Raw genomic sequence first — 25,612 nt, forward strand, 5'->3', positions numbered from 1 at the left:
ACGGCACACATACGTCCCGCGACCCTCCGGGATTCTTCCGATCGAAGGTTAACGAGTGGTGCTGTGACAGTGAATAGTAACTGCTCGGCACGGTCGCCCCTGTCTGAACGTCCGGTGACGTCCGATGGGCGGCTCTACGCTGGAGTCATGGATCAGACGCAGCTCTCGCTGCTCGCGCTCCTCGTGGGAATCATCGTCGGGAGCTCCGTCGTGAGCCTCATCGTCGTCGCGCAGCGCGCCCGGGACCGGGCACTCGCCCAGGGGTCGTCGGAACTCCCCGAGGGCGTGGAGTCCATGCTCGGCGCCCTGGACGACCCCGCCGTGGTGTGCGACACGTCCGCCACCGTGCTGGCTCTCTCTCCCGCCGCCGAGGTGTTCGGACTGGATGCCGGCAGCGCCATCGCCGACGACGATCTGCGACGCGTCGCCCGCACCGCACGCGAGAACGGCGCCCCGGTCAGCGAGAAGCTGCGCCTGCGTCGCGGTGCCGCTCCCGCCGAGCCGCGCCTCGTGGCCGTGCGGGCGGCCCCCGTCTCGCCGCGCCTGGTCCTGCTGGTGCTGCGCGACATCACCGAGCGCGAGCGCGTGGAAGAGATGCGGCGCGACTTCGTGGCCAACACCAGCCACGAGCTGAAGACGCCGGTCGGTGCGGTGAGCCTCCTGGCCGAGGCGATCGAATTCGCCGCCGATGACCCCGCGCAGGTACGGTACTTCTCCGGCCGCATGCAGGCCGAGATCCAGCGCCTCTCCGCCCTGACCAACCGCATCCTGAGCCTCTCCCGTCTGCAGGCCTCCGACGAGCTCCGCGACGTGCGCGACGTGTCGATCGACGAGGTCGTGACCGCGGCCATCGAGTCGCACACGATCCAGGCCGACTCGGCCCAGGTGACCGTCGTGCGCGGCGGCGTCAAGGGGCTGTGGGTGCGGGGCGAACCGCAGATCCTCACCGAGGCCGTCGGCAATCTCATCGCCAACGCGATCGCCTACTCTCCCCAGGGCTCGAAGGTCGGGGTGGGGGTCAAGCTCGACGAGGACGTCGTCGAGATCGCCGTGACCGACCGGGGGATCGGCATCCCCGAGAGCGACCAGCACCGCGTCTTCGAGCGCTTCTACCGCGCCGACCAGGCCCGCTCCCGTCGCACCGGCGGCACGGGTCTCGGCCTGTCGATCGTCAAGCACGCCGTGCAGCGGCACGGCGGCGAGGTCCGACTCTGGTCGCGACCCGAGCGCGGCTCGACGTTCACCATCCGCCTGCCCCGGACCGAGGCGCCCGACCTCGATCTGGTTCGTCCGAAGGCGCGCCGCAAGGGCCGCAAGTCCGGCTCCGCCGCCCGCCCCGCACCCGTGAAGGGAGACACCGCATGACCCGTGTTCTGATCGTCGAGGACGAGCCCGATCTCGCCGACCCGCTCGCCTACCTGCTGCGACGGGAGGGGTACGAGGTCGAGATCGCCGAGGACGGCGCGCTCGCCCTCGCCGCCTTCCGCGAGCGGGGCGCCGACATCCTGCTGCTGGACCTCATGCTCCCCGGGATGCCGGGGACCGAGGTGTGCCGCCAGCTGCGACTGACCTCGCACGTGCCGATCATCATGTTGACGGCCAAGGACTCCGAGGTCGACATCGTGGTGGGGCTCGAGCTCGGCGCCGACGACTACGTCACCAAGCCCTACTCCACGCGCGAGCTCCTCGCGCGCATGCGGGCCGTCCTGCGCCGCCGCAACCCGGAGGAGTCGGACCTCGACGAACGCATCCTCAGCGGCGGGCGCGTGACGCTCGACATCGACCGGCACACCGTCTCGGTCGACGGGGCCGAGATCAGCATGCCGTTGAAGGAGTTCGAACTCCTCGAGGTGCTCATGCGCAACGCCGGCCGCGTGCTGACCCGCGGCCAGCTCATCGACCGGGTCTGGGGCACCGACTACTTCGGCGACACCAAGACGCTCGACGTGCACATCAAGCGCATCCGCTCCCGCATCGAGCAGAGCCCCAGCGAGCCGTCGATGCTCGTGACGGTCCGTGGACTCGGCTACCGCTTCGAGGCCTGACAGCCGCGGGAACGAGGAAGGCGCCGACGGATGACCGTCGGCGCCTTCGTCGTTGCGATCATGACGACGGCGTCGGCGACGGGGTGGCCGAGGGCGTCGTGGCCGGGACGAGGATGCTCGTCGGCGTGGGGGTCGGCGCGAGGGTCCGGAGGTACTCCAGGGCGCCGTCGAGGACGGGCACGTCGATGAGCGCGCCCTGGCCGTCGCCCGACTGGAAGTAGACGGGGACGGTCGACCCGGCCGCACCCTCGAAACCGTCGAGGGCGAGGGGTGCGACGTCGTTGGCGAGATCGCCGAGGCTCACGGTGCTGCTCGCCGGGACCTGGACCGACGCGCGGACGGTGCTGCCGCCCTCGCCGACCTCGACCCGCAGGGTCTGGGCCTCGGTCGTGCTGTTGACGATGGCCGCGACGAGGTTGCCGCCGGACCCCTCTTCGTCGGTGACGATGAGGGCGTTGCGCACCTGCAGCGGACCGGACTCGGGGACGTTGACCCCGTCGGAGGCGGAGTAGTCGATGGTGGTCGCCTGGGGGGCGATGAGATTGCATCCCGTCGTTCCCAGAACGACGGCGGCCCCCACGGCCAGGGACGCGAACAGGCGCGTTTTCACGGATCCTCCCGGAACGACAGACGGCATCCTGATCATCCTACGGGGTCGGGGACCGCGGCCCGCTCCCGTGGGCGCTCACTCGCGGGGGCTCACGCGCGGGAGAGGGGTCGTCGCGAGGTGGGGCGGAACCTTAGCGCATCGGGGCCTGTGGTATCCTGGATGTTGCCGAAAGGACATAACTCCATGCTTTTTGAGGTTGGCGAGACCGTCGTTTACCCGCACCATGGCGCGGCCACGATCATCGAGGTCAAGGAACGCGTCATCAAGGGCGAGACGAAGAAATACCTGAAGCTCAACGTCACACAGGGCGACCTCGTCATCGAGGTCCCCGCCGACAACGTCGACCTGGTCGGCGTGCGCGACGTGATCGGCAAAGAGGGTCTCGACCGCGTCTTCGAGGTGCTGCGCGCACCCTTCACCGAGGAGCCGACCAACTGGTCGCGCCGCTACAAGGCGAACCTCGAGAAGCTCGCCTCGGGTGACGTCATCAAGGTGAGCGAGGTCGTCCGCGACCTGTGGCGCCGCGACCAGGACCGCGGCCTGTCCGCCGGTGAGAAGCGCATGCTGGCCAAGGCCCGCCAGATCCTGGTGTCCGAGCTCGCTCTGGCCGAGAAGACCGATGAGGACCGCGCGAGCGTCGTCCTCGACGAGGTCCTCGCGTCCTGACGCCGCACGGCTTCGCCGCGCGTCCGCGCTAGCGTGGTCGGGTGATCCCCGCACCCGTTCCGCGTCTGGCCGTCATCGTCGTCGCCGCCGGCTCCGGCACCCGTTTGAACGGGGGCGCCCCGAAGGCGTTCGTCGGCCTCGACGAGCACTCGATCCTTCGTCACTCCCTGAGCGGCGTCTTCTCCGCTCCGCGCGCGCAGGTGGTCGTCGTGGTCCCCTCGGGATTCGAGGGCGCCGCGATGACCGACGTGCACGCGGTCGCGGGTGATCGCCGGGATCTCGTGTCGGTCGTCTCCGGCGGAGCGACGCGTCAGTCGTCGGTCGCGGCCGGGCTCGCCGCGCTCCGGGCCGACGTCGACACCGTGCTCGTGCACGACGCGGCGCGCGCCCTCACCCCACCGGCGGTGTTCGAGCGGGTCGTCGCGGCACTCGACGCCGGGGCGGATGCCGTGATCCCCGCGGTGCCCGTCGTCGACACCATCAAGCGTGTGGATGCCGAGGGCGCGATCGTCGCGGCCGTGGATCGGTCGGAGCTCGCCGCCGCGCAGACGCCGCAGGGCTTCCGCCGCGGCATCCTGGAGGAGGCGCTCCGCTCCGCCGACGCCGACCACACCGACGACGCGGCGCTGGTCGCCGCCGCGGGTCACCCCGTGATCACGGTGGCCGGAGACGCGGCGTCGTTCAAGATCACGACCGGCCCCGACCTCGACCGCGCGCGGGCCTTGCTCGCCGACGCCGCGCCGGCCGTCGCTCCGTCCGCTCCCGCCCCGACCGCTCCCGCGGCGGGTGCGCCGCGCGTCGGGATCGGCACCGACGTGCACGGCTTCGGCGGTGACGGCACGCTGTGGCTCGCGGGTCTGGAATGGCCGGGGGAGCAGGCCCTCTCGGGCCACTCCGACGGCGACGCCGTGGCGCACGCGATCGTCGATGCTCTGCTGGCCGCCGCGGGCCTCGGCGACATCGGCACGCACTTCGGCGTCGATCGTCCGGAGTTCGCCGGAGCGCACGCCGAGGCTTTCCTCGCGCACACGCGGAATCTCCTGGGCGAGGCGGGCTGGCGCATCGGCAACGTGTCGGTCCAGGTGCAGGCCAACCGTCCGCGCTTCGCGGGGCGCCGCGCCGAGGCGGAGCGCGCGTTGTCCGCCGCGCTCGGGGGCGCCCCCGTCTCAGTCAGCGCGACGACGACCGACGGTCTCGGGTTCACGGGCCGCACCGAGGGCGTCGCCGCGTTCGCGACGGCGCTCGTGCTCCCGGTCTAGACCTCGCGCGTCATGAACGTCGAGAGCGGGTCGGGCCGGTACGACCCGAACGGCGCGCACTCCACGAATCCTTCGCTCGCGTAAAGGCCCCGGGCCGCCGCGAAATCGTCGCCGCTCCCCGTCTCGAGCCAGAGGCTGCGGATGCCGCGCTCCCGCGCCTCGGCGACGATGTGCCGCAGGATCGCACGGCCGATCCCCTTGCCGAGGAAACGGTCCGTGACGCGCATCGACTTAAGCTCCCCGGCGTCCGCGCCGAACGGCGACAGCGCACCGATACCCGCGAGTTCCCCGTCCACCCGGGCGGACCACAGCAGGGCGCCCTTGTCGACGAGCGCGTCGGCGTCGAGGGCGTGGCAGCTCTCCGGCGGGGTGTTCTCGAGCATGCCCGACACGTGCGCGGTCACGAGCGCGCGGGTGTCGGCGACGGACACGTCATCGAGGCGGATCTCCAGCGGCATGCAGAGACCCTAGCGTGGCCGTGTTTCGGGCACGGGTCGCCTCCAGGGGCGGCCGGTAGGCTTGTGCGGTGACCGTTCGGCTGTATGACACGAAAGCGCAGGCTCTGCGCGACTTCGTCCCCGTCGACCCCGCGAACGTCACGATGTACGTGTGCGGTCCCACCGTGCAGTCGGGTCCGCACATCGGGCACGTCCGCGCCGCCCTCGCATTCGACCTGCTGCGCCGGTGGCTTGCGCACCGCTTCGGCCGTGTGACGTTCGTGCGCAATGTCACCGACATCGACGACAAGATCCTCGCGAACGCCACCGACACCGAGCCGTGGTGGGCGCTGGCGTACCGCATGGAGCTGGAGTTCTCGCGGGCCTACGCCGCCGTCGGCATCCTGGCCCCGACGTACGAGCCGCGCGCGACCGCGTCGGTCACGCAGATGCAAGAGCTGATCGCCGAGCTCATCGAGCGCGGCCACGCGTATGCCGCCGCCGGCGACGTCTACTTCGACGTCCGGTCGTGGCCCGCCTACGGCGAGCTCACCCGCCAGAGCGTGGATGCGATGGAGTCGGCGACCGATGCCGACCCGCGCGGCAAGCGCGACCCCCGCGACTTCGCCCTGTGGAAGGGCGCGAAGGAGGGGGAGCCGGCGTCCGCGACCTGGACGTCGCCGTGGGGTGCCGGTCGCCCCGGCTGGCACATCGAGTGCTCCGCGATGTCGCGGCGCTACCTCGGCCCCGAGTTCGACATCCACGGCGGCGGACTCGACCTCCGCTTCCCGCACCATGAGAACGAGATCGCGCAGTCCACCGCCGCGGGCGACGCGTTCGCGCGCTACTGGGTGCACAACGGCCTGGTCACCGTCGACGGACAGAAGATGTCGAAGTCGCTCGGCAACTTCACACTCGCCGCCGATGTGCTCGCCGAGCGCGACCCCCTCGTCGTGCGGTACGCGCTCGCCGGGGCGCACTACCGCTCGAGTCTCGACGTGTCGGACCGTGGATTCGACGAGGCGCGTGCCGCGCTCGACCGCATCGCGACGTTCCTGCAGCGGGTGCAGCGCACCGCGGGGGACTCGGCCGTCGCGAAGGGGCCCGCGGATCTGCCGGACGCGTTCGCCGCGGCGATGGACGACGACCTCGGCGTCCCGCAGGCACTCGCGGTCGTGCACGAGACCGTGCGCGCCGGCAACATCGCCGTCGACGGGGGAGACCTTGACGCGGCGGCCCGGGCCGGCCGCGCGGTGTCCGCCATGCTGTCGGTGCTGGGGCTGGATGCCACAGAGCCCGTCCCCGCGGGCGGAACCGACACCGCGCTCGACGCACTCGTGCGCGAGATGATCGCGCAGCGCGCCCGCGCGCGCGCCGACAAGGACTGGGCCGCTGCCGATCGCATCCGTGATGCCATCGCCGCCGCCGGAATCACGCTGGAGGACACTCCGGCCGGAACCAATTGGAGTATCGATGCCTAAGCCTGGACGTCCGGGAGCCCGTAACCCCGGCAAGAAGAAGGGCCCGCTCAAGGGCACCGGCGGACACTCGCGCAAGGCGCTCGAGGGCAAGGGCCCCACGCCCAAGGCCGAGGACCGCGCCTGGCACGTCGCCGGGAAGCGCAAGGCCGCCCAGGAGCGCTACGCCGCCGCCGGCGGCAAGGGCAAGCCCGGCGTGCGCCCGGTGGGCTCGTCGCAGGGTCGCCCCCGCGCCAAGCAGAGCGACGACACCGAAACGGTCACGGGCCGCAACTCGGTGCTCGAGGCGCTGCGCGCGAAGATCCCCGCGACCGCGTTCTACATCGCGCAGCGCGTCGAGATGGACGACCGCGTGAAGGAGATGCTGTCGATCGCGACGAACCGCGGCATCCCGGTGCTCGAGGTGACCCGCCCCGAGCTCGACCGCATGGCCGGTTTCGACGGCGTGCACCAGGGCGTGGCGCTGAAGGTGCCGCCGTACGAGTACGCCCACCCGCAGGACCTGCTCGAGAAGATCATCGACCGCGGCGAGCTCCCGCTGCTGGTCGCCCTCGACGGCGTGACCGACCCGCGCAACCTCGGTGCCATCATCCGCTCGACCGCCGCGTTCGGCGGTCAGGGCCTCGTCCTGCCGCAGCGCCGATCGGCGAGCGTGAACTCCGCGGCGTGGAAGACGAGCGCCGGTGCGGCCGCCCGGGTGCCGGTCGCCCTCGCGGCGAACCTCACCGCGACGCTGAAGGAATTCAAGAAGCAGGGCGTCTTCATCCTCGGTCTCGCCGGCGACGGCGACGTCGCCCTGCCCGAGCTCCAGCTCGCTGACCGCCCCGTCGTGATCGTCGTCGGATCCGAGGGCAAGGGCCTGTCGCGCCTGGTGACCGAGACGTGCGACCAGGTGGTGTCGATCCCGATCTCGGCGTCGACCGAGTCGCTCAACGCGGGCATCGCGGCATCCGTCGCCCTGTACCAGGTGTCGACGCTGCGTCACGCCGACTGACCCCTCAACCGCGCTGCAGGAGCTGCAGCGCGGTGAGGGCGGGCTCGATCTCTCCGCGCTCGATGGCGTGGCCCACCTCGACGATCGCGTCGTTGACGGGGGTGGGGATGCCGAGTCTCCGGCCGGCGGCGGCGACGGCACCGTTGATGTCGTCGACCTCGCTGTGGCGGCCCTTCCGCCAGTCCTGGAGCACGGTGGTCGTCGCGCCCGGCACGGTGAAGCGCGTGTAGAGCGCGTCGAGCATGGTCTCGACGACGTCGGGCGACCTCGCGATCGACTCAGGGGTCAGCCCGAAGATCGGCAGGACCCGGTGGTCGCCGGCGACGCGGAGCGCTTCGCGTCCGGCCTCGAGCATGAGGTCGCGCATTCCGGGCACCCCGATCGCGTCGACCATGGGAAGGCCCAGTGCCGCCGTGGGCACGAGCACCGAGGCGTTGCTGACGAGCTTCATCCACTTGGCGGAGGCGATGTCGTCCACGCGGGCGACCTCTCCCGAGTGCGACAGGACGTCGGCCACGTCGTGCCCGCGCGGCGCCGTGGCATCCACCGCGAACCAGGACCGCTCGGGGTCGACATGGCGGTGGACGACGCCGGGGTCGGTCATGGTGGAGGAGATCTCGATCACGGTGCCTACCGTCCGGTGCGCGCCGACGACGTCGGCCACGGCACCGGTCGTCATGCCGTTCTGGACCGCGGCGATCGCGCCGTCGGCGGCGAGGTGGGGCTCGATGAGCGCGGCCGCCCAGCGGGCGTCGTAGGCCTTCGTCACCAGCAGGACCAGATCGAACGGTTCGCGCAGGGTCGCGACCTCGCAAAGGTGGAGCGTGCGCGGATGCACGTGGCGGGTCCTCGACGGCATCTCGATGCGCAGACCGTCGCGCCGCATGGCTTCGACGTGGGCGGGCCACTGCTCGATCAGTACAGGGTCGAGGCCCGCGTCGATGAGGTCGGCACCGATCGAGGCCCCGTTGGCGCCGGCGCCCAGCACAGCGATGGACGGAGTGGACATGTCGCTCCTTCGTTGGAGTGTCAGCGAACGCGATGGAGGCGAGATCGCGTGTTCATGTATACGGGCTGAACGAAAATCGCACTCTTGCCTCGACCCTGAGGAGAGTGTAAACCAGGAACGAACATTCTCGATGGGGAGAAGGCCATGACCGAAAGCACACCCGCCGCCGAGCAGTTCTCGGCTGACCGCCCGTTCGTCTTCCGCAACGCCACCGTCATCACCATGGATGAGCAGGGCGTTCTGGACGACGCCGACGTCCTCGTGATCGGCCGCGACATCGCCGCGGTCGGGCACCGTCTCGAGGTGCCGGAGGGCACGCTCGAGATCGACGCATCCGGGGGCATCGTGACCCCCGGCTTCATCGACACCCACCGCCACATGTGGCAGTCGGCGCTGCGAGGGTACGGCGGCGACTGGGCGCTCAGCCAGTACTTCGTCTTCTACTACCTGAACTGGGGCGAGGTGTTCCGCCCCGAGGACGTGTACGCCGGCAACCTCCTCAGCGCGCTCGAGTCCGTCGACACGGGCGTCACGACGACGTTGGACTGGTCGCACGGTCTCCGGACCCCCGAGTACGGGGAGGCGGCGCTGCAGGCGCTGCGCGAGATCCCGGGCCGCTTCGTGCTCGGGTACGGCAACTACCTCGGAGCCCCGTGGGAGTGGGCCAACGCCCCGGAGTTCCGCGACTTCGTGTCGAAGAACTTCTCCTCGCACGACGACATGCTGACGCTGCAGCTGGCGTTCGACGTGCCGGGTGCCTCCGACTTCCCCGAGCGGGGCGCGTTCGAGGCGGCGCGCGAGCTGGGTCTGCGCGTCACGACGCACGCGGGAGTCTGGGGCGCCACGACCGACACCGCCATCACCCAGATGTACGACGCCGGGTTCATGACGCCCGAGATCTGCTACGTCCACTCCGCGTCGCTCAATGAGCAGAGCTACCAGAAGATCGCGGCCACCGGCGGTACCGTGTCGGTCGCCACCGAGTCGGAGCAGAGCGCCGGCCAGGGGTATCCCTCGACGTGGGCGATCCGAAAGCACGGCATCCCGGCATCCCTGTCGATGGACACCAGCGTCTGGTGGAGCGCCGACTTCTTCTCGGCCATGCGCGCGACCCTCAGCGCCGACCGTTCACGCGACCACCTCGAGGCGCACGCGCGCGGCGAGACGATCGTGGCGAACCGCCTGCGCGCGGAGGACGTGCTGCGCATGGCCACCGTCGGTGGCGCCCGCTCGATCGGTCTGGAGGACCGCATCGGATCGCTGACCCCGGGAAAGCGCGCCGACATCGTGCTCATCAAGAACGATGAGTCCCCGGCGATGACCCCGATCCTGCACCCCTATGCCCATGTGGTCTACCAGGCCGGGACGGCCGACGTGCACACCGTCGTCGTCGACGGCAAGGTCGTGAAATACCAGGGGAAGCGCATCGGCCTGCCGCTCGCGCCCGTCCGCGACAAGGTGGCGGCGTCGGTCGAGTACGTGCGGTCGAAGCTGGGGGAGCAGGCGTGGGCGGAGGGCATGCACCCCGAGATCCCCGTCGACGAGGAGATCGAGAACCCGTACCGCTACACCGACGGGGACGCGCACGTCGTCGCCCGCGCCAACGACTGAGAGGACCGCATGATCCTGCACGCCGCACTGTTCACCTGGAGACCCGAGGTCGGTCCCGAGGAGGCGGAGGCCCTGACCGGGGCACTCGAAGAGATGGCCGCGGCGCTGCCCATGCTCAGCGGATACCGCTGCGGCGTGAACCTGCGAATGCGCCCGAGCCCGGCGGACTACGCCGTGGTCGCGCTGGTCGCCGACGCGGACGCGCTCGCGGCGTACCTCGACTCGCCCGCGCACGCCGCGGTGTACGAGGCGCACCTCGCGCGGATGATCGAGTCGCGCCAGGCCGTGCAGCTCGAGGTGCCGGACGGGACCGCCCTGTGACGCGCATGCGCGCCGCCGTCCTCTACAGCGCCGGCGACCTGCGGATCGAGGATCGCCCCGTTCCGGTGCCCGGCCCCGGCGAGGCGCTCGTGCGGGTGACGGGGTGCGGCGTCTGCGGATCGGATGCCACGGAGTACTCCCGCGGCCCGGTCCTCACGCATCTGCCGGTCGTGCTCGGCCACGAGTTCACCGGCACGGTCGAGGCGGTGGGCGCAGGCGTCGACCTGCCGCTGGGCGCTCAGGTCGTCTCCGGGGCGGGCATCTCGTGCGGGGAGTGCAAGCCGTGCCGCACCGGGCGCACGAACCTGTGCCGCCGCTACCGGACGGCGGGGCTGCAGATCGACGGCGGGCTCGCGGAGTTCGTCCGCGTGCCCGCCGCCACCCTGCTCGACGTCACGGCGTGGGGCCTGGCATCCGACACTCTCGCCCTCGCGCAGCCCATGGCCATCGCCGTGCATGCGGTATCCCGCAGCGGTCTGTCGGCGGGGCAGGATGCCGTCGTCCTCGGGATCGGCGGGATCGGCGCGTTCCTCACGTACGCCGCCGCGGCCGTCGGCGCACGCGTGCTCGCCGTCGACCGGTCGGAGGCGCGTCTCGCCCTGGCCCGCGATCTCGGCGCCGAGCGCACGCTGCTCGCGGGGGAGCAGTCCGTCGCGGCCGAGCTCACCGCCGCCGGCCGTGAGGCCGACGTGCTGTTCGAGGTGAGCGGATCGCGCGCGGGGTGGGACGAGGTCGTCGCCGCGGCGCTGCCGGGCGCGGTGCTCGTGCCCGTCGGCATCCAGCGCGAGGACGTCCCCATCCCCCTGGGATCCTGGACGCTGCGCGAGTACACGATCGTCGGGACCGTCGCCCACGCGATCGGCGTCGACCTGCCCCGTGCGGTGGAACTGCTGGCCGACCGTCCCGACTGGACCGACGTCGCCGACGAGGTGCTGCCCCTGGACGAGGTCGCCGACGGGGCGCTGGAGCCGCTCACCCGGGGCGGCTCCCGTCAGATCAAGACGGTGATCGACCCGACGGCCTCGCGGCGTCGAGTGGCGCGGCACGGTGTCGCGCCCGCGAGGGCGTGACGCCGACCCTCGAACAGATCGGTCAGCGGTCGAGGTCGTCCATCGCCCGGAGGACGTCGACCGCGGACCCGATCGTCTCGCGCGGGGCGCCGAACTGCTGCCCCGCCGACGGCATGGCCTGGTTCTGCTCGCGGCGCCCGACCACGAACCAGATGCCGCGTGCGATCGCGTTGCTCTGGTTGACGTAGAGGTGCGGACGCACGGAGTCGAAGTGCAGACTGTCGCCCGCGCGGAGCGTGAAGGTGTCGAACTCGAGGCGGAGTGTCAGTTCTCCCTCGAGGAGGTAGGCGTACTCGACCCCCGCGTGGCGCATCATCTTGCCCTCGACGGAGCTCGACGCCCCCGGCTGATACGTGACCAGCAGCGAGTCGGCCGGGCCGACACCCGCCGCCAGGCGCTCCCACCGCACGCCGTTCTCCATGTCGAGGACGGCGTTGTCGGCGGCGCGCTGCACCGTGAGATCCGCGGGAAGGGGCTCGGGCGCGGGAACGGCGGTACCGGGCGGCGGCGTGGCCGAGACGCCGAGCAGCTCATCGATCGAGATGCCGAGGTGGGTCACCATCGCGTAGAGGGTCGAGACCGAGGGCTGCGTCTTGCCCGTCTCGACCTGCGAGATCAGGCTCGCCGAGACGCCCAGCGAGCTGGCGACGCTGCGCAGGCTCATGCCGCGCTGCAGCCGCGCGTCGCGCAGCCTGCTGCCGATGTCGTCGGTCATGTCCGCGCCTCCTCGTCCGACGGAGGTGAACCCGATCACCGGGACCCCGCCCTTCGCGAGAACACGCTACCGGCCGATTCGCGCACATCCTGTGCGCCGCGCCTGAACACGGGCGAGCCTCACCCGCGTCCGGGGACGTCCAACAGGACGTCGAGGTTGGCGGCGGAACGCGGCATCCGTCCGGCTTCGATCTCTTTCGCGAGCCGGACGGTGTGCGCGTTGTAGGGCGCTTCCTGCCCCGCCGCGGCGAGCACCGACACGACGAGACCATTGACCTCGTCGTACTCGGCGTGGCGGCCCTTCATCCAGTCCTGCAGCACCGTGGTGTTCGTATCGGGCAGCGAGAAGCTGTCGAGCACCGCGCCCAGCAGGTCTGCGGCGTAGCGGTCGGGGTCGGTCACGGCGTCGTCGGAGAGACCGAAGATCGGGACGAGGCGGCTCCCGTCGGCGAGGGCCGCGCGCGCGGCCTCCTTGCCGCACTCGATCATGAAGTCGTGGACGCCGGGGAGGGCGACGGCGGAGGCCAGGGGGAGATCGAGGATCGCGGACGGGACGAGCTCGCCCGCGTTGGCGACGAGCTTCATCCACTTCGACGAGCGGATGTCGGGGGAGACGTCCACGCGTCCCGTGTGCGAGAGCACCGCCTGCACCTCGTGCTCGCGCCCCCGCGCCGCATCGTCGTACGCACCGACCGCGAACCACGAGCCGGAGACCGGCGTCTGGCGGTTCACGATGCCCGGCTCGAACATGTTGGATGCCACCTCGATCACCGCGCCCATCGTGCGGTGTGCGCCCACGGCGGCGGCGATGGCATCCTGGGTCATCCCGTTCTGCACGCCCACGACCAGGCCGTCCTCGGCGACGTGCGGGGCGATGAGCTCCGCGACCCAGCGCGTGTCGTAGGCCTTCACGACGATGAAGACGATGTCGAACGGCTCGCGCAGCGTCGCGACCTCGCACAGGTGGAGGGGGTGGACGGGGGTCACGTGCGTCTCGTCGGGGAGGCGCACCTCGATGCCGCGGGCGCGCATGGCCTCGACGTGGGCGGGCCACTGCTCGATGTAGGTGACGTCGAGACCGGCGCGCAGCAGGTCCGCGCCGATGCTGGCTCCCTGGGCACCGGTGCCGAGCACGGCGATCCGGGGGCTCGTTCGTGACATGGGTCCTCCTCGACACCGGCTGAACGTTCGCTCAGGCTTTACAAATCTGGGTGCGACTGTACATTCGTGTGTAGTTCAGCACAACGTCGGGTCGATGCAGACCCGATCGGATCGCGAGGGAGCGACCATGCGCACACTCATCCGCAACGTGGCAGCGGCCACCGTCGACCCGGAACTCGGCGACCTGGCCCGCACCGACATCCTCATCGAGGACGGCGTCATCCGCGAGATCCGTCCGGACATCGCCGTCGATGACGCCGAGATCGTCGACGGGCGCGACAAGATCGCCATCCCCGGCATGGTCGACACCCACCGCCACACCTGGCAGACGGCGCTGCGCGGCATCCTCGCCGACGGGAACATCCCCGACTATCTCCGCGGCATCCGGCTGCACATGGCTCCGCTGTACCGCGCCGAGGACATGTACGCCGGCAACTACGTCGGAGCGCTGGACGCCCTCAACTCCGGCATCACCACGATCGTCGACTACTGCCACAACATCCTCGACCCCGACGGCGCGCACGCCGCAGTGACGGGGCTGCGGGATGCCGGCATCCGGGCCCTCTACGCCCACGGCCTGACCCCCATCACCACGAACACGTGGAGTCAGTCCCGCGGCGGGTCGGCGAGGGGAGCCGACCCCGCGGCCCTGGCCACGCGGGCCGTGCTCGCCCGTCACATCCGCGAGCAGTACTTCTCCAGCGACGACCAGCTGCTGCGCTTCGGCATCGCCCCGCAGGAGCTCGCGATCGCCCCCGTGGCCGACGTGGCGGCGGAGTTCCGACTCGCCCGCGATCTCGGGGCGCGCATCACGTTCCACGCCAATCAGGTCATGGTGCGCCAGCTCTTCCAGGACGTCGAGGTGCTGTACGCCCACGGGCTGCTGGCCGACGACCTGCTGCTCGTGCACTGCACCTTCAACACCCCGCACGAGTGGGACCTGCTGGACGACAGCGGGGTGACGGTGTCGGTGTGCGCCGAGACGGAGATGCAGATGGGGATGGGGTACCCCGCCATCGCCGAGGCGACCGCCCACACGCCGGGTCCGAGTCTCGGCATCGACTGCGTGTCGGGCAACGGCGGCGACATGGTCTCGCACAGCAGGCTCGTGCTGCAGGCCTCGCGCTACCGCGCCGACGAACCCGAGTACGCCGCGATGCGGGCGCCGCAGACCATGTCGTGGACGACGAAGGACGCGCTGCGGTGGGCGACGCTGAACGGTGCCCGAGCGGCCGGCGTGGACCATCTCGTCGGGTCGCTCACCGTGGGCAAGCGCGCCGACATCGTGCTCGTGGACATGTCGGGGATCAGCCAGGTCGGCTGGAACCGCGCGGATCCGACGGGCGCGGTGGTGACGCAGGCGCACGCCGGCTGCATCGACACGGTGCTCGTCGACGGGCGCGTCGTCAAGCAGCGTGGCGTGCTCACCCACGTCGAGGTGGATGCCGCGAGGGCGACGCTCGAGCGCTCCCACGAGTACCTGTACGACCGGATGGGCGGTGCGGGGGACTTCATCCCGCAGCCTCCGATCGACATCCCGTTGTACCGCGAGCGCGCGTGAGCTTTCAGTCGTGCTGGACGAACTGCACAGAGTGATAACTAATACTTGACACGTTCAGTCCTGCTTTCTAGCATCCAATCAACGAACACCACCGGCGCGACGACGCTCCGGTTCGACGAGGGAGTCACCACCACATGAGCACGCGCACGCTGCTGCGGGGAGGAACCGTCATCACCGCGGTCCGCCCCGGCGAGGTCCTCACCGACACCGACATCCTGATCGGCGCCGACGGAACGATCGAGGCCATCGGACAGGCGCTGGATGCCGGCGACGCCGAGGTCGTGGACGTCCGCGGCCGCATCGTGCACCCGGGCTTCGTCGACACGCACCGCCACACGTGGCAGTCGGTCGTCCGCAACCTCGCGTCGGACTGGTCGCTCACCGAGTACCTCGCGGGCCTCCACACCGGTCTCAGCAAGCACTTCCGCCCCGAGGACACCTACACCGGCAACTACCTCGGTGCGCTCGAAGCCCTCGACTCCGGCATCACGACGCTCGTCGACTGGTCGCACAACCTCGCCACCCCCGCGCACGCGGACGCGGCGGTCGCCGCCCTCAAGGACACCGGGATGCGTGCGGTCTTCGCGCACGGCGGCGGCGCCGAGCAGTGGGGGAGCCTGCCGTCGGCCAACGTGCACCCCGCCGACGCGCGGCGCGTCCGCGACGAGCACTTCTCCTCCGACGGGGGCCTCGTGACGATGGCGCTCGCCCTGCGCGGACCGCAGTTCGTCACCCCCGAGGTCAACGTCGCCGACTTCCGCCTCGCCGCCGACCTGGACCTCCGCGTCACGATGCACGCCGGTGACGGGTACTGGGGCAAGTCGGGCCCGATCCGCAAGATGCACGCCGACGGCCTGCTGTCCGACCGCATCACCTACGTGCACTGCTGCACCCTCGGCGACGACGAGCTGAAGCTCATCGCCGACAGCGGCGGCACCGCCTCGGTCGCCCCCGACGTCGAGATGCAGATGGGCCACGGCTTCCCCGCCACCGGCCGGCTGCTGCGCGCCGGCATCCGCCCGACCTTCTCGATCGACGTGTGCAGCTCGAACGGCGGCGACATGTTCGCCACCATGCGCACCGCCATCGGCATGCAGCGCGCCCTCGACAACGCCCCGTCCGTCGACACCGGCGAGGTGCTCGAGCGCATCAGCCTCACGTGTGCCGACGTCGTGCAGTTCGCCACGATCGACGGTGCGCACGCCGCGGGTCTCGCGGACACCACGGGCTCGATCGCGGTGGGCAAGGCCGCCGACATCGTCGTGCTCGACGACCGGTCGTTGGCCCTCACGCCGCTCAACAACCCGATCGGGAGCCTCGTCTACTCGGCTCACCCGGGTCTCGTCCGCGACGTCTTCGTACAGGGCCGCCGGGTGAAGAAGGACGGCGAACTCGTGGGCGTGGACATCGCCCGGCTGAAGGCGGATGCCGAGGCCTCCCGCAGCTACCTGCTCGGTGAGATGCCCGAGGCGCGCCTCGACGGCACGTGGCACCCCACGCTGGTGACGGCATGACCGACCTCGCCGTTCCCGCGCGCATCGCGCCGAAGGACCACGGTCCGACGGCGCGGATGGTGCTGGCGTGGCCGGGCACCCGGGCGCTCATCGCGGTCGCCGCGCTGTTCCTCATCAGTCCGCTCATCGCCCCCGGCAGCGTCGGACCCACCGCCATCGTCTCGATGCTGCCGTTCGCGGCGCTCATCGCGATCGTGGCGATCGGCCAGACCCTCGTCATCCAGCAGGGCGGCCTCGACCTGTCGATTCCGGGCGCGGTCACGCTCGGCGCACTGATCGTGGCCCGTTTCGGCGGCGACGACGCCCTGGGGCTTCCCGCGGCGATCGGCGCGGCGATCCTCGCCACCGCCGCGTTCGGTCTGGCGAGCGGGCTCGTCATCACCCTGTTCGGCCTCCCGCCCCTCGTCGTCACGATCGCGGTGAACGCCCTGATGATCGGTACGGTCCAGGCCCTGTCCGGGGGATTCGCGACGCAGAGCCCCGACGCGCTCAACCAGTTCGCGCTCAGCCGGTGGGGTGGCATCCCGGTGCTGGTGTTCTTCGCCCTCGCTCTGACCCTCGCCGTCCACGTCGTCCTGAAGCTGACGCGTCTCGGTCGGCGGTTCGAGCTCGTTGGGGAGAACCCCCGCAGCGCCGCCAACCTCGGCATCGGGACGCGCGGATACACGATCGTGGCGTACGTCCTCTCGGCCGGGCTCGCCGCCGTCGGCGGTGTGCTGCTGGCGGGACTGCTCCGCACCCCGACCCTCACCGCCGGCGACGACTATCTCCTGCCCTCGATCGCGGCGGTGGTGCTCGGCGGCACCGCCCTCACCGGCGGGCGGGGCAGCGTCGTGGGCACCGCGCTCGGCGCCCTCTTCCTGGCGCAGCTGACCCAGCTGGTCCAGACGTTCACGCAGGCCACCGCCGTGCAGAACATCGTCCAGGCGCTGATCATCGGCGTCGGCATCGTCGCCCAGCTGCAGCTGGGCGGCTCCACCTCCCGTATCCGGAACCTCATGCGACGGCGTCCGGGAGCCTGACACCGGCTCATCCGCCACCGCGACCCCCATCGGGTCGACGGGCGGTCCGTCGCGCCCTCATCCGACCCTGCACACCCGATCACCCACTCGAAGAGGAGTACCTCCATGATCACCACAGCACCCGCACGGCGAGCAGGTCTCGCCGTCATCGCGCTCGGCGCGCTCGTCCTCGCCGGCTGTTCCTCCACGAACAGCGCCGGCGGCGGCAGCTCCGAGGGCGCCAGCAACCTCACCGCCGACATCGCCGCCGGCAGCAAGGGCACCGTCGATCAGTTCACCGACATCTCGGCCGTCTGCCCCACCGACGGCACGAAGGTCTCGGTCGGCGTCGTCGACGGCTACGGCACCAACACGTGGTCCAAGACCGTTCTCGCGGAGATCGAGAGCGAGGCCGCCAAGTGCTCCGCCATCTCGGGCGTCGAGTTCATCGCCGGCCGCGGCGACCTCGAGGCGACGACCTCGGGCATCACGAGCCTCGCCGCCAAGGGCACGAACATCATCCTCGTCATCCCCGACGCCGGTCCCGGCGAGGCGCACCTCCCCGCGATCCGGCAGGCCACCCAGGCGGGTTCCACGGTCGTCGCGTTCGCTTCCGACCCGCAGGGCACCGCCGGCACCGACTACCTCGACTACACCGACCAGATCCCGGAGTTCGTCGGGAAGTCCAAGGCGCAGTGGATCGTCGACCAGCTGGGCAGCACCGGCGGCAACGTCGTGTTCTTCGGTGGCCCGTCGGGCGCCCTGGTCTCGACGCAGGAGTTCGCCGGGGCCAAGGAGGTCTTCGACGCCAACCCGCAGATCACGCTCGTGAACACCGAGCCCATCTGGACCAACTGGGACCCGGCGCAGGCGCAGCAGGCGATGGCCGGCGTCCTGTCGCAGGGCACGCCGATCAACGCGATCATCGCCGACTACGGCGCATCCGCCTCGGGCATCATCCGCGCCTACGAGGCGGCCGGTCAGCAGCTCCCGATCCTCACCTCGACCGACGACAACTCCCTCAGCTGCGGGTACGCCGACCTGAAGGCGAAGAACCCGGGGTACGAGCTGGCCACCGTCTCCTCGCGCACCTGGATCGGCCGCGTCGCGCTCCGCAAGGCGCTCGCCGCCGTCTCCGGCACCTCGGACACCGAGCCTTCGCTGTACGAGCTCGCGCTCTTCGAGGACTCCACCGGCAAGACGGCCGGGGCGGTCACGCCCGACAAGGCGTGCCTGTCGTCGGCGCCGTCCGACGCGACGCCGTCGACGCTGCTGACCGCCGACGAGATCACGAAGCTCTTCGGCTGATGAACGAGACCCCCACGACCGTGGCATCCGCGCTCACCCTCTCGGGCATCACCAAGACCTACCCCGGTGTCACCGCGCTCGACGCGGTCTCGGTCGACATCGCCGCCGGTCGCGTGCACGCCGTGCTGGGCGAGAACGGCGCCGGGAAGTCCACCCTCGTGGGGATCGCGGCGGGGTCGGTGGTGCCGGATTCCGGCACCATCGGCCTCGCCGGGCGCGAGTTCGACCGCATCCGCCCCGCCGAGGCGCGGGAGTCCGGGCTCGCCATCGTGTACCAGATCCCCGCGCTCGCCCCCTCGTTGAGCGTGGTGGATGCCGTCCTGCTGCTGCTTCCCGCGAGCAAGCGCCCTTCGCGCCGCACGGCGGCCGCTTGGGTCACGGCGCACTTCGAGCGCCTGTCGCTCAAGATCGACCCGCACGCGCTCGTGTCGTCGCTGTCGCTGCGCGAGGCGCACCTCGTCGAGATCGCCGCCGCCCTGGCATCCGATCCCCGTGTGCTGGTGCTGGACGAGCCGACCGAGGCCCTCGGGCCGGAGGAGACGGCGTGGCTGTTCGGCCAGGTCCGCGGGCTGCTGGAGAAGGGTGTGGCGATCGTCTACATCACCCACCGGATCCCCGAGGTGATGGAGATCGGCACCGACCTCACGGTGCTGCGCGACGGGCGCGTCGTCGGTCGCGGCCTCGTGGCGGACTTCACCGCCGACCAGGTCGTCGAGCTCATCGTCGGGCGGTCGCTGGAGACCACGTTCCCCGACAAGCCTCTCGTTCCCGCCCCCGACGCGACCCCCGCCCTCGAGGTGCTCGAGCTCAGCGGTCCCGGCTACGACAACGTCTCGTTCTCGGTGTACCCGGGGCAGATCGTCGGTCTCGCCGGGGTCGAGGGCAACGGTCAGCGCCGCGTGCTCCGAGGCATCGCCGGCGGCGGCGCGACGGGAGGCCGCATCCTGGTGAACGGCCAGGAGGTCTCGACGCGCTCCCGCCGGTCGGCGTCGGCCGCGGGGGTCGTGTTCCTGCCCGGCGACCGCATCGGCGAGGCGATGTTCGGCAAGATGTCGATCCGCGAGAACGCCGTCGCGGGGGCGCTTCGCGCCGCGATGCCCGGCGGATTCGTCCGCCGCAGCCGCGAGTACGCGTTGACGCGCGAGGGGGTGGCCGGTCTCGCGGTGAAGACCCCGCACTTCGAGGTGGCGGTCTCGGCGCTCTCGGGCGGCAACCAGCAGAAGGTCCTGCTCGCGCGCGGGCGCCTCGGCGACCCGAAGGTCCTGCTCGTCGAGGACCCGACGCAGGGTGTCGACGCGGGTGCCCGCGTGGACATCTACGCGTTCCTCCGGGAGCTCGCCGCCTCGGGCGTCGCCGTCGTCGTCCTGTCGACGGATGCCGTGGAGCTCGAGGGGCTGTGCGACCGGGTCGTGGTGTTCTCCCGCGGTCGCGTCCAGGCGACGCTGGTCGGCGACGACGTCGATGAGCGCGCCATCACGGGGGCTGCGGTGCTGTCGCATGAGACGGCGTCCGTCGAGGTCGCGGTGACGGCACGGCGTCGGTCGCGCGGCATCCTGGCGGGCGAGACGCAGGCCGTCGTGCTCCTCGGGTTGGCGGTGGCGCTCTCGATCGTCACCTCGTTCGTGTCGTCCGCGTTCCTGAGCCCCCTGAGCATCAGTCAGCTGCTGGCGGCCACCAGCGTCCTGATCTTCGTGGGGTTGGCGCAACTCGTCGTCGTGATGACCGGGGGCATCGACCTGAGCATCGGATCGGTGACGGCTCTCTCAGCGGTCATCCTGTCGTTCTTCGCGCAGCAGGGGATCGGGTACTTCCTCATCGGGGTCGCGCTCGCGCTCGCGGCGGGGGCCGCGGTCGGGTGGGTGAACGGCCTCCTCGTCACGCGCCTCTCCCTCCCGCCTGTCATCGCGACGCTCGTGAGCTCCATCGCGGTGCTCGGTCTCGCGCAGGTGCTGCGGCCGAGCCCCGGCGGATCGGCCCGCGCCGACGTGCTGACGACCCTCGGTCTGGCCGTCGCCGGCGTGCCCCTGATCCTGGCGCTGGCCGTCGCGATCGCCGTGGTGATGTGGATCGTCATCCAGCGCACCCGCGGCGGACGCGCCCTGCGGGCCGCCGGCTCCGACCCCGTCAAAGCCAATCGCATGGGCGTGCGGGTCCCGCGGACGCGGCTGCTCGCCTCCATCACCGCGGGCGTCCTCGCCGCGCTCGCCGGGCTCGCGGTGTATTCGCGGTCGGGCATCGGCGACGCCAACGCGGCGCAGGCGCTGACCCTCACCTCGGTGACGGCGGTCGTCATCGCCGGCGCGAGCATCTTCGGCGGTTCCGGTTCGGCCCTGGCCGTCGCCGCGGCGGGGCTGCTCCTGCAGACGGTGACGAGCTCCCTGGCGTTCCTCTCGCTCGGCCTGTCGTGGCAGTACTGGATCCAGGGGGCGTTCGTGCTCTTCGCCGCGGTCGTCCCGCTCGTCATGGTGCTCGTGCGCCGCGGTCGCTCACCGGGGGTGCGGGGCGGCTGATCCGCCGCGCGTCCGCATCCCCATCGGAACCCCTCTGACCTCAGGAAGGCCATCATGAAGAACACCGGAACCACGGGCACCAACGGCGTCGACTGGGAGGCGCGCGTCGACTTCGACCGCCTCCGCGACGAGCGCCTCGCGCGCGTCAAGGCGGAGTTGGAGCGGTCGGACCTGGGCGCGGTGCTCGCGTTCGACTTCTCCAACATCCGCTACATGACCGCGACGCACATCGGCACGTGGGCCATGGACAAGCTGATCCGCTTCAGCCTCCTCACCCGCAACACCGACCCGATCTCGTGGGATTTCGGGTCGGCGGCGAAGCACCACGCGCTGTACAACCCGTGGCTGGACGTCACCTCGTCCGAGATGGATGCCGATCCCCACGCGCCACACGAGGGCACCAAGCGTCCGCGGCTCGAGTCCGGGGCGCGCGCGGGGATCTCGACCCTCCGCGGAGCCTTCCCGCCGGATGCCGGCATCGCCGAGGAGGTGGCCCGCAAGATCAAGCGCGAGCTGGAGAAGTTCGGGGTCGCCGACCAGCCGCTCGGCGTCGACGTCATCGAGCTGCCCATCCTGTTCGCGCTGCAGCAGGTCGGCATCCGGGTGGTCGACGGTCAGCAGATCTTCATGGAGGCCCGGCGCATCAAGACGAACGACGAGATCCGGCTGCTCACGCAGGCGGCGTCGATGGTGGACGCGGCGTACGAGGACCTGTACCGGTTCCTGCGTCCCGGCGTCCGTGAGAACGAGGCCGTGGGGCTCGTCGCCAAGACGCTGTACGACCTCGGGTCCGAGTACGTCGAGGGCGTCAACGCGATCTCGGGTGAGCGCTGCTCCCCGCACCCGCACGTGTTCTCCGACCGGCTGATCCGGCCGGGCGACCCCGCGTTCTTCGACATCCTGCACAGCTGGAACGGCTACCGCACGTGCTACTACCGCACCTTCGCGGTGGGGTCGGCGAGCACGAAGCAGAAGGATGCCTACACCCGGGCACGCGAGTACATGGACCGCGCGATCGCCCTCGTGCGTCCCGGTGCCACGACCGCCGACATCGTGTCGGTGTGGCCGACCGCGCAGGAGTTCGGCTTCGCGGATGAGGAAGCGGCGTTCGCCCTGCAGTACGGCCACGGGGTCGGCCTGTCGATCTGGGAGAAGCCGATCTTCTCGCGGCTGGTGTCGTTCGACCACCCGGAAGAGCTGAAGGAGGGCATGGTCTTCGCCCTCGAGACGTACTGGCCCTCGGCGGACGGCTGGGGTGCCGCGCGCATCGAGGAGGAGGTGGTGGTGACCGCCGACGGGTGCGAGGTCATCACGAAGTTCCCCGCCGAGGAGCTGTTGATCGCCGGTCCCCGGTACATCGCGGTCGGTGGTCCGCTGAACAACCAGCGCGACTCGCAGTCGCACCTGAACACGACGTGGGGCCGCGGGGAGGCGTGATGGCGTCGGTCGGCTTCCTCGGCCTCGGTTCGATGGGGGCGGCGCTCGCTCGCCGCCTCGTCGACGCCGGGCACCGTGTCCATGTCTGGAACCGTTCGCCCGGCGCGGCGGGCGAGCTCGTCGCCGCGGGGGCCGTGGCGTGTGCGACGCCCGCGGAGGCGCTCGCGCACCCGGTGTCGTTCTCGATGCTCGCCGACGACAGCGCGGCTCTGTCCGTCCTGGATGCCGCGTCCGTGGCATCCGCGTCGGGCGGGGTGCACGTGAACATGGCGTCGATCAGCCCCGCCGGGGCGGGGGAGCTGCAGCGCCGGTTCGCGGCGGCGGGCGCGCGCTATGTCGCCGCTCCGGTGCTCGGTCGCCCCACCGTCGCGGCGGAGGGCAAGCTCAACGTGCTCGTCGCGGGCGCGCCCGACGACGTCGCCGAGGTCGAGCCGTTCCTGCAGTTGTTCGCCGCGCGCCTGTGGCCGCTCGGCGCGGAGCCATCGACCGCGAACGCCGTGAAGATCGCGGTGAACTACGACATCATCCACGCGATCCAGGCCATCGGGGAGTCGGTCGCCCTCGTCGAAGCGCGCGGCGTGGATCCCGGACTGTTCGTCGAGATCCTCACGTCGACGTTGTTCGCCGGGGTCGTGTACAGCGGCTACGGCGGGATGATCGCGCGGCAGGCGTACGACCCGCCGGGGTTCGACGTGGCCCTCGGCTACAAGGATCTCCGGCTGAGCGCCGAGATCGCGGGCGAGACGGGGACGCACCTGCCGACGCTCGCCGCTTTGACGGCGGTGTTCGAGCGAGCCTTGGCCGAACCCGACCTCGCGCGCCTCGACTGGGGTGCCGCTGCGGAGGTCACCCGGCGGGGCCTCCTGCCGGCATCCGATGACGAGAGAGAGGGAGGTGCGGCATGAGCCGCAGGTATCTGGTGGTCGGCGGGACATCCGGGATCGGACGCGAGATCGTCGCGTCGCTCGCCGCCGACGGGCACGAGGTGACGCTCACGGGTCGCGACGCGGCAGCAGCCGAGGCGATCGCCCGGGAGATCGGCCCGAACGTCCGCGGTATCGCGGTCGACATCTCCGAGCCGGAGGACATCGCGCCCGCGCTCGCCGACGTCGGCGAACTGGACGGCCTGGTGCTCGCCGCGATCGAGCGCGACGCGAACACCGTGCGCGACTACGACATCGCCCGCGCCCGGCGCCTGGTGACCCTCAAGCTCGTGGGGTACACCGAGACCGTACACACGCTGCTGGACCGGCTCGTGCCGCAGCGCTCGACCGGCATCGTGCTGTTCGGCGGCCGCGCGAAGGACGCTCCGTATCCCGGGTCGGTCACGGTCTCGACCATCAACGGCGGCGTCGAGGGGCTCACCACGGCCCTCGCTCTCGAGCTCGCCCCGCTCCGCGTCAACGCGCTGCACCCGGGCATCATCGGCGACAGCCCGTTCTGGGCCGGGAAGCCCGCGGGCGTCCTTGAGGGCTACTCGTCCCGCACGCCCGGCGGTGAGCTCGCGACGATGAACGACGTCGTGGATGCCACCCGGTTCCTCCTCCACAACGAGGGCGTCTCGGCGACCAACCTCTACGTCGACCGGGGCTGGCGCATCACCTGACGCCCTGCTCCTCGCCGAAGATCTCGGGATGCCGCTCCAGCTCGATGCGCGTGCGCCGGATGTGCCGCTCGAGCACGTGGGCGGCCTCCTCGGCGTCGCCGCGGCGGAGGGCCGCGACGAGGAGCCGGTGGTCGAGGTGCGCGGTGCCGTCGTGGCGGGCGTGCGCCGCGGTGACGAAGGCGCGGCGGTAGTGGTGCGTCCGGTTCCACAGGCCCACGACGGTGTCGCCGAGCATGACGGTGCGCGCCGGCGCGTAGGTGGCGAAGTGGAACTCCCGGTCGTGGCGCAGGAAGTCCTCGGCATCCGCGTGCTCCATGCGGGTGGCCAGGTCGTCGAGGGCGTCCAGGTCGGCGGGGGAGAGGAGCGGCGCGCTCATCCCGAGGAGCACCGGCTCGATGCGCTCGCGCACGAGGTACAGCTCCTCGCACTCGGCGAGGGTCAGGCGCGACACCCACGCGCCCGAGTTGGCGACCAGCGTCACGAGGCCCTCGGCCTCGAGGATCCGCAGCGCCTCGCGCACCGGGATGCGGCTCGTCGTGTGCCGGGCCGCGAGGTCCTCCTGCCGGATCCGGGTCCCGGGCGGATGGATGCCACGGAGGATCTCGTCGCGGAGCGTGTCGGCGATCCCCGAGCCGGCGCGCCCGTGATCGCGGGCGACGGTGAGCGGGCCGCTCACTCGGCGGGCCTCGCGGGGTGCCACAGCAACGTGTCGGCATCCTGCTCATAGGCCTTGCCGTCGGGGAAGCTCACGAGCTCGAACTGCATTCCCCACGGGGCGCGGAAGTAGATCCAGCGCTGCCCCGCCGAGGCGGCGCCGCTGACGACCGGTTCGCCCATGACGTCGACGTCATGGGCGTGCAGGTGGGCGACCGCGGCATCCAGGTCGTCGACGTAGAGCGCGAGGTGGTGCCCGCCGATGTCGCTGTTGCGCGGGGGAGGCGCCTGCCCGTCGGCGGCGTCGTACGCGAAGACCTCGAGGTTCGTGCCGTTGCCGAGGCGGTAGAAGCGAATCTCGCGGATTGCCGTCCGCGGGTGGACGCCGAGCTGCCGTGTCATCCAGTCGCCCTCGCCGCTGCGGCCCGGGAGGGTGTACACCGGCACCGCGCCGAGGACGTCGACGAGGAACGTCTCAGCTTCGTCGAGATCGGGCACGGTGAAGCCGATGTGGTCGCTGCCGTGCAGCCCTGGAAGTCCCATGTCGCATCCTCCATTGGATCCATTGACGCCGACGATGGCGTCTTTCGACAGTATCTCGTGGCGGTTGCGCCTTGTATTGGAGACAATCCGATCGTACAGTGTG

General features: G+C 71.1%; 24 protein-coding genes. 17 read left to right on the top strand and 7 right to left on the bottom strand.

The window, feature by feature from the left end:
* Positions 1-147 precede the first annotated feature (147 nt).
* Positions 148-1,365 (top strand): sensor histidine kinase, encoded by a 1,218-nt coding sequence (locus tag QM517_RS00730; protein ID WP_283284448.1) that lies wholly within the window; start codon positions 148-150, stop codon positions 1,363-1,365.
* Entirely contained in the window at positions 1,362-2,045 is a 684-nt protein-coding gene (locus QM517_RS00735) for a response regulator transcription factor (RefSeq protein ID WP_077052081.1), read from the top strand. Before QM517_RS00730 ends, QM517_RS00735 begins: the two co-directional genes overlap by 4 nt.
* Before the next feature lie 58 nt (positions 2,046-2,103).
* Here QM517_RS00735 and QM517_RS00740 read toward each other — a convergent pair whose 3' ends face one another.
* Positions 2,104-2,655, bottom strand: a complete 552-nt coding sequence (locus QM517_RS00740) for a hypothetical protein (protein WP_283284450.1) — start codon at positions 2,653-2,655, stop codon at positions 2,104-2,106.
* Positions 2,656-2,838: 183 nt separating this feature from the next.
* Between QM517_RS00740 and QM517_RS00745 the strand changes: the two genes are divergently transcribed.
* On the top strand, positions 2,839-3,321 hold the full coding sequence (locus tag QM517_RS00745; protein WP_056229249.1) for a CarD family transcriptional regulator: 483 nt from the start codon (positions 2,839-2,841) through the stop codon (positions 3,319-3,321).
* 41 nt (positions 3,322-3,362) lie between these two features.
* The gene (locus tag QM517_RS18230; RefSeq protein WP_077052079.1) at positions 3,363-4,580 is read left to right on the top strand and encodes a bifunctional 2-C-methyl-D-erythritol 4-phosphate cytidylyltransferase/2-C-methyl-D-erythritol 2,4-cyclodiphosphate synthase; all 1,218 of its coding nucleotides are present in this window, start codon (positions 3,363-3,365) and stop codon (positions 4,578-4,580) included.
* Here QM517_RS18230 and QM517_RS00760 read toward each other — a convergent pair.
* Entirely contained in the window at positions 4,577-5,038 is a 462-nt protein-coding gene (locus QM517_RS00760) for a GNAT family N-acetyltransferase (protein WP_283284457.1), read from the bottom strand. The genes QM517_RS18230 and QM517_RS00760 overlap by 4 nt on opposite strands.
* A 68-nt stretch (positions 5,039-5,106) precedes the next feature.
* Between QM517_RS00760 and cysS the strand changes: the two genes are divergently transcribed.
* Complete coding sequence (cysS, locus tag QM517_RS00765; RefSeq protein WP_283284459.1) at positions 5,107-6,498, top strand: cysteine--tRNA ligase; 1,392 nt, start codon at positions 5,107-5,109, stop codon at positions 6,496-6,498.
* Positions 6,491-7,489: a 23S rRNA (guanosine(2251)-2'-O)-methyltransferase RlmB gene (gene rlmB / locus QM517_RS00770; protein WP_077052076.1), complete on the top strand. Its 999-nt coding sequence runs from the start codon at positions 6,491-6,493 to the stop codon at positions 7,487-7,489. The genes cysS and rlmB overlap by 8 nt, the downstream gene beginning before the upstream one ends.
* A gap of 4 nt (positions 7,490-7,493) precedes the next feature.
* Here the strand turns inward: rlmB and QM517_RS00775 are convergent, their stop codons facing one another.
* On the bottom strand, positions 7,494-8,498 hold the full coding sequence (locus tag QM517_RS00775) for a ketopantoate reductase family protein (protein WP_283284460.1): 1,005 nt from the start codon (positions 8,496-8,498) through the stop codon (positions 7,494-7,496).
* A 144-nt stretch (positions 8,499-8,642) separates the two neighbouring features.
* On the opposite strand from QM517_RS00775, the gene QM517_RS00780 reads away from it, so the two are divergent.
* Genes QM517_RS00780 through QM517_RS00790 form a run of 3 tightly spaced genes read left to right on the top strand, consistent with a single transcriptional unit; the run spans position 8,643 to position 11,500 of the window.
* Entirely contained in the window at positions 8,643-10,109 is a 1,467-nt protein-coding gene (locus QM517_RS00780; RefSeq protein ID WP_278102198.1) for an amidohydrolase family protein, read from the top strand.
* A gap of 9 nt (positions 10,110-10,118) precedes the next feature.
* Positions 10,119-10,430, top strand: coding sequence for a Dabb family protein (locus tag QM517_RS00785; RefSeq protein WP_283284463.1), 312 nt, complete (start codon positions 10,119-10,121; stop codon positions 10,428-10,430).
* Between the two features lie 5 nt (positions 10,431-10,435).
* On the top strand, positions 10,436-11,500 hold the full coding sequence (locus QM517_RS00790; protein ID WP_283285781.1) for a zinc-dependent alcohol dehydrogenase: 1,065 nt from the start codon (positions 10,436-10,438) through the stop codon (positions 11,498-11,500).
* A gap of 22 nt (positions 11,501-11,522) precedes the next feature.
* Here the strand turns inward: QM517_RS00790 and QM517_RS00795 are convergent, their stop codons facing one another.
* A complete protein-coding gene (locus tag QM517_RS00795; protein ID WP_283284465.1) occupies positions 11,523-12,215 on the bottom strand; it encodes a helix-turn-helix domain-containing protein in 693 nt (230 codons plus the stop codon).
* A 119-nt stretch (positions 12,216-12,334) separates the two neighbouring features.
* Positions 12,335-13,375, bottom strand: a complete 1,041-nt coding sequence (locus QM517_RS00800; protein WP_077052071.1) for a ketopantoate reductase family protein — start codon at positions 13,373-13,375, stop codon at positions 12,335-12,337.
* 127 nt (positions 13,376-13,502) lie between these two features.
* Here QM517_RS00800 and QM517_RS00805 point away from each other — a divergent pair, with 127 nt between their 5' ends.
* The 8 genes from QM517_RS00805 to QM517_RS00840 all read left to right on the top strand — a co-directional run bounded on the left by QM517_RS00805 (position 13,503) and on the right by QM517_RS00840 (position 24,312).
* On the top strand, positions 13,503-14,936 hold the full coding sequence (locus QM517_RS00805; protein ID WP_283284468.1) for an amidohydrolase family protein: 1,434 nt from the start codon (positions 13,503-13,505) through the stop codon (positions 14,934-14,936).
* Between the two features lie 134 nt (positions 14,937-15,070).
* Positions 15,071-16,450, top strand: a complete 1,380-nt coding sequence (locus tag QM517_RS00810; protein WP_283284469.1) for an amidohydrolase family protein — start codon at positions 15,071-15,073, stop codon at positions 16,448-16,450.
* A complete protein-coding gene (locus QM517_RS00815) occupies positions 16,447-17,472 on the top strand; it encodes an ABC transporter permease (RefSeq protein WP_278102193.1) in 1,026 nt (341 codons plus the stop codon). Before QM517_RS00810 ends, QM517_RS00815 begins: the two co-directional genes overlap by 4 nt.
* A 105-nt stretch (positions 17,473-17,577) precedes the next feature.
* Positions 17,578-18,759: a substrate-binding domain-containing protein gene (locus tag QM517_RS00820; protein ID WP_283284471.1), complete on the top strand. Its 1,182-nt coding sequence runs from the start codon at positions 17,578-17,580 to the stop codon at positions 18,757-18,759.
* Positions 18,759-21,269, top strand: coding sequence for an ATP-binding cassette domain-containing protein (locus QM517_RS00825; protein ID WP_283284473.1), 2,511 nt, complete (start codon positions 18,759-18,761; stop codon positions 21,267-21,269). The genes QM517_RS00820 and QM517_RS00825 overlap by 1 nt, the downstream gene beginning before the upstream one ends.
* A gap of 54 nt (positions 21,270-21,323) precedes the next feature.
* A complete protein-coding gene (locus tag QM517_RS00830; protein ID WP_063256363.1) occupies positions 21,324-22,706 on the top strand; it encodes a M24 family metallopeptidase in 1,383 nt (460 codons plus the stop codon).
* Complete coding sequence (locus QM517_RS00835) at positions 22,706-23,611, top strand: NAD(P)-dependent oxidoreductase (RefSeq protein WP_283284477.1); 906 nt, start codon at positions 22,706-22,708, stop codon at positions 23,609-23,611. Before QM517_RS00830 ends, QM517_RS00835 begins: the two co-directional genes overlap by 1 nt.
* On the top strand, positions 23,608-24,312 hold the full coding sequence (locus QM517_RS00840; RefSeq protein WP_283284479.1) for an SDR family oxidoreductase: 705 nt from the start codon (positions 23,608-23,610) through the stop codon (positions 24,310-24,312). The genes QM517_RS00835 and QM517_RS00840 overlap by 4 nt, the downstream gene beginning before the upstream one ends.
* Here QM517_RS00840 and QM517_RS18550 read toward each other — a convergent pair.
* Together QM517_RS18550 and QM517_RS00850 are read right to left on the bottom strand one after the other, a co-directional pair.
* Complete coding sequence (locus tag QM517_RS18550; RefSeq protein ID WP_283284480.1) at positions 24,305-24,988, bottom strand: GntR family transcriptional regulator; 684 nt, start codon at positions 24,986-24,988, stop codon at positions 24,305-24,307. The genes QM517_RS00840 and QM517_RS18550 overlap by 8 nt on opposite strands.
* The gene (locus tag QM517_RS00850; protein WP_283284481.1) at positions 24,985-25,509 is read right to left on the bottom strand and encodes a VOC family protein; all 525 of its coding nucleotides are present in this window, start codon (positions 25,507-25,509) and stop codon (positions 24,985-24,987) included. The genes QM517_RS18550 and QM517_RS00850 overlap by 4 nt, the downstream gene beginning before the upstream one ends.
* Positions 25,510-25,612: the final 103 nt, after the last annotated feature.

Source organism: Microbacterium sp. IEGM 1404 (assembly GCF_030056775.1).
In the GTDB taxonomy this organism is placed as follows: domain Bacteria; phylum Actinomycetota; class Actinomycetes; order Actinomycetales; family Microbacteriaceae; genus Microbacterium.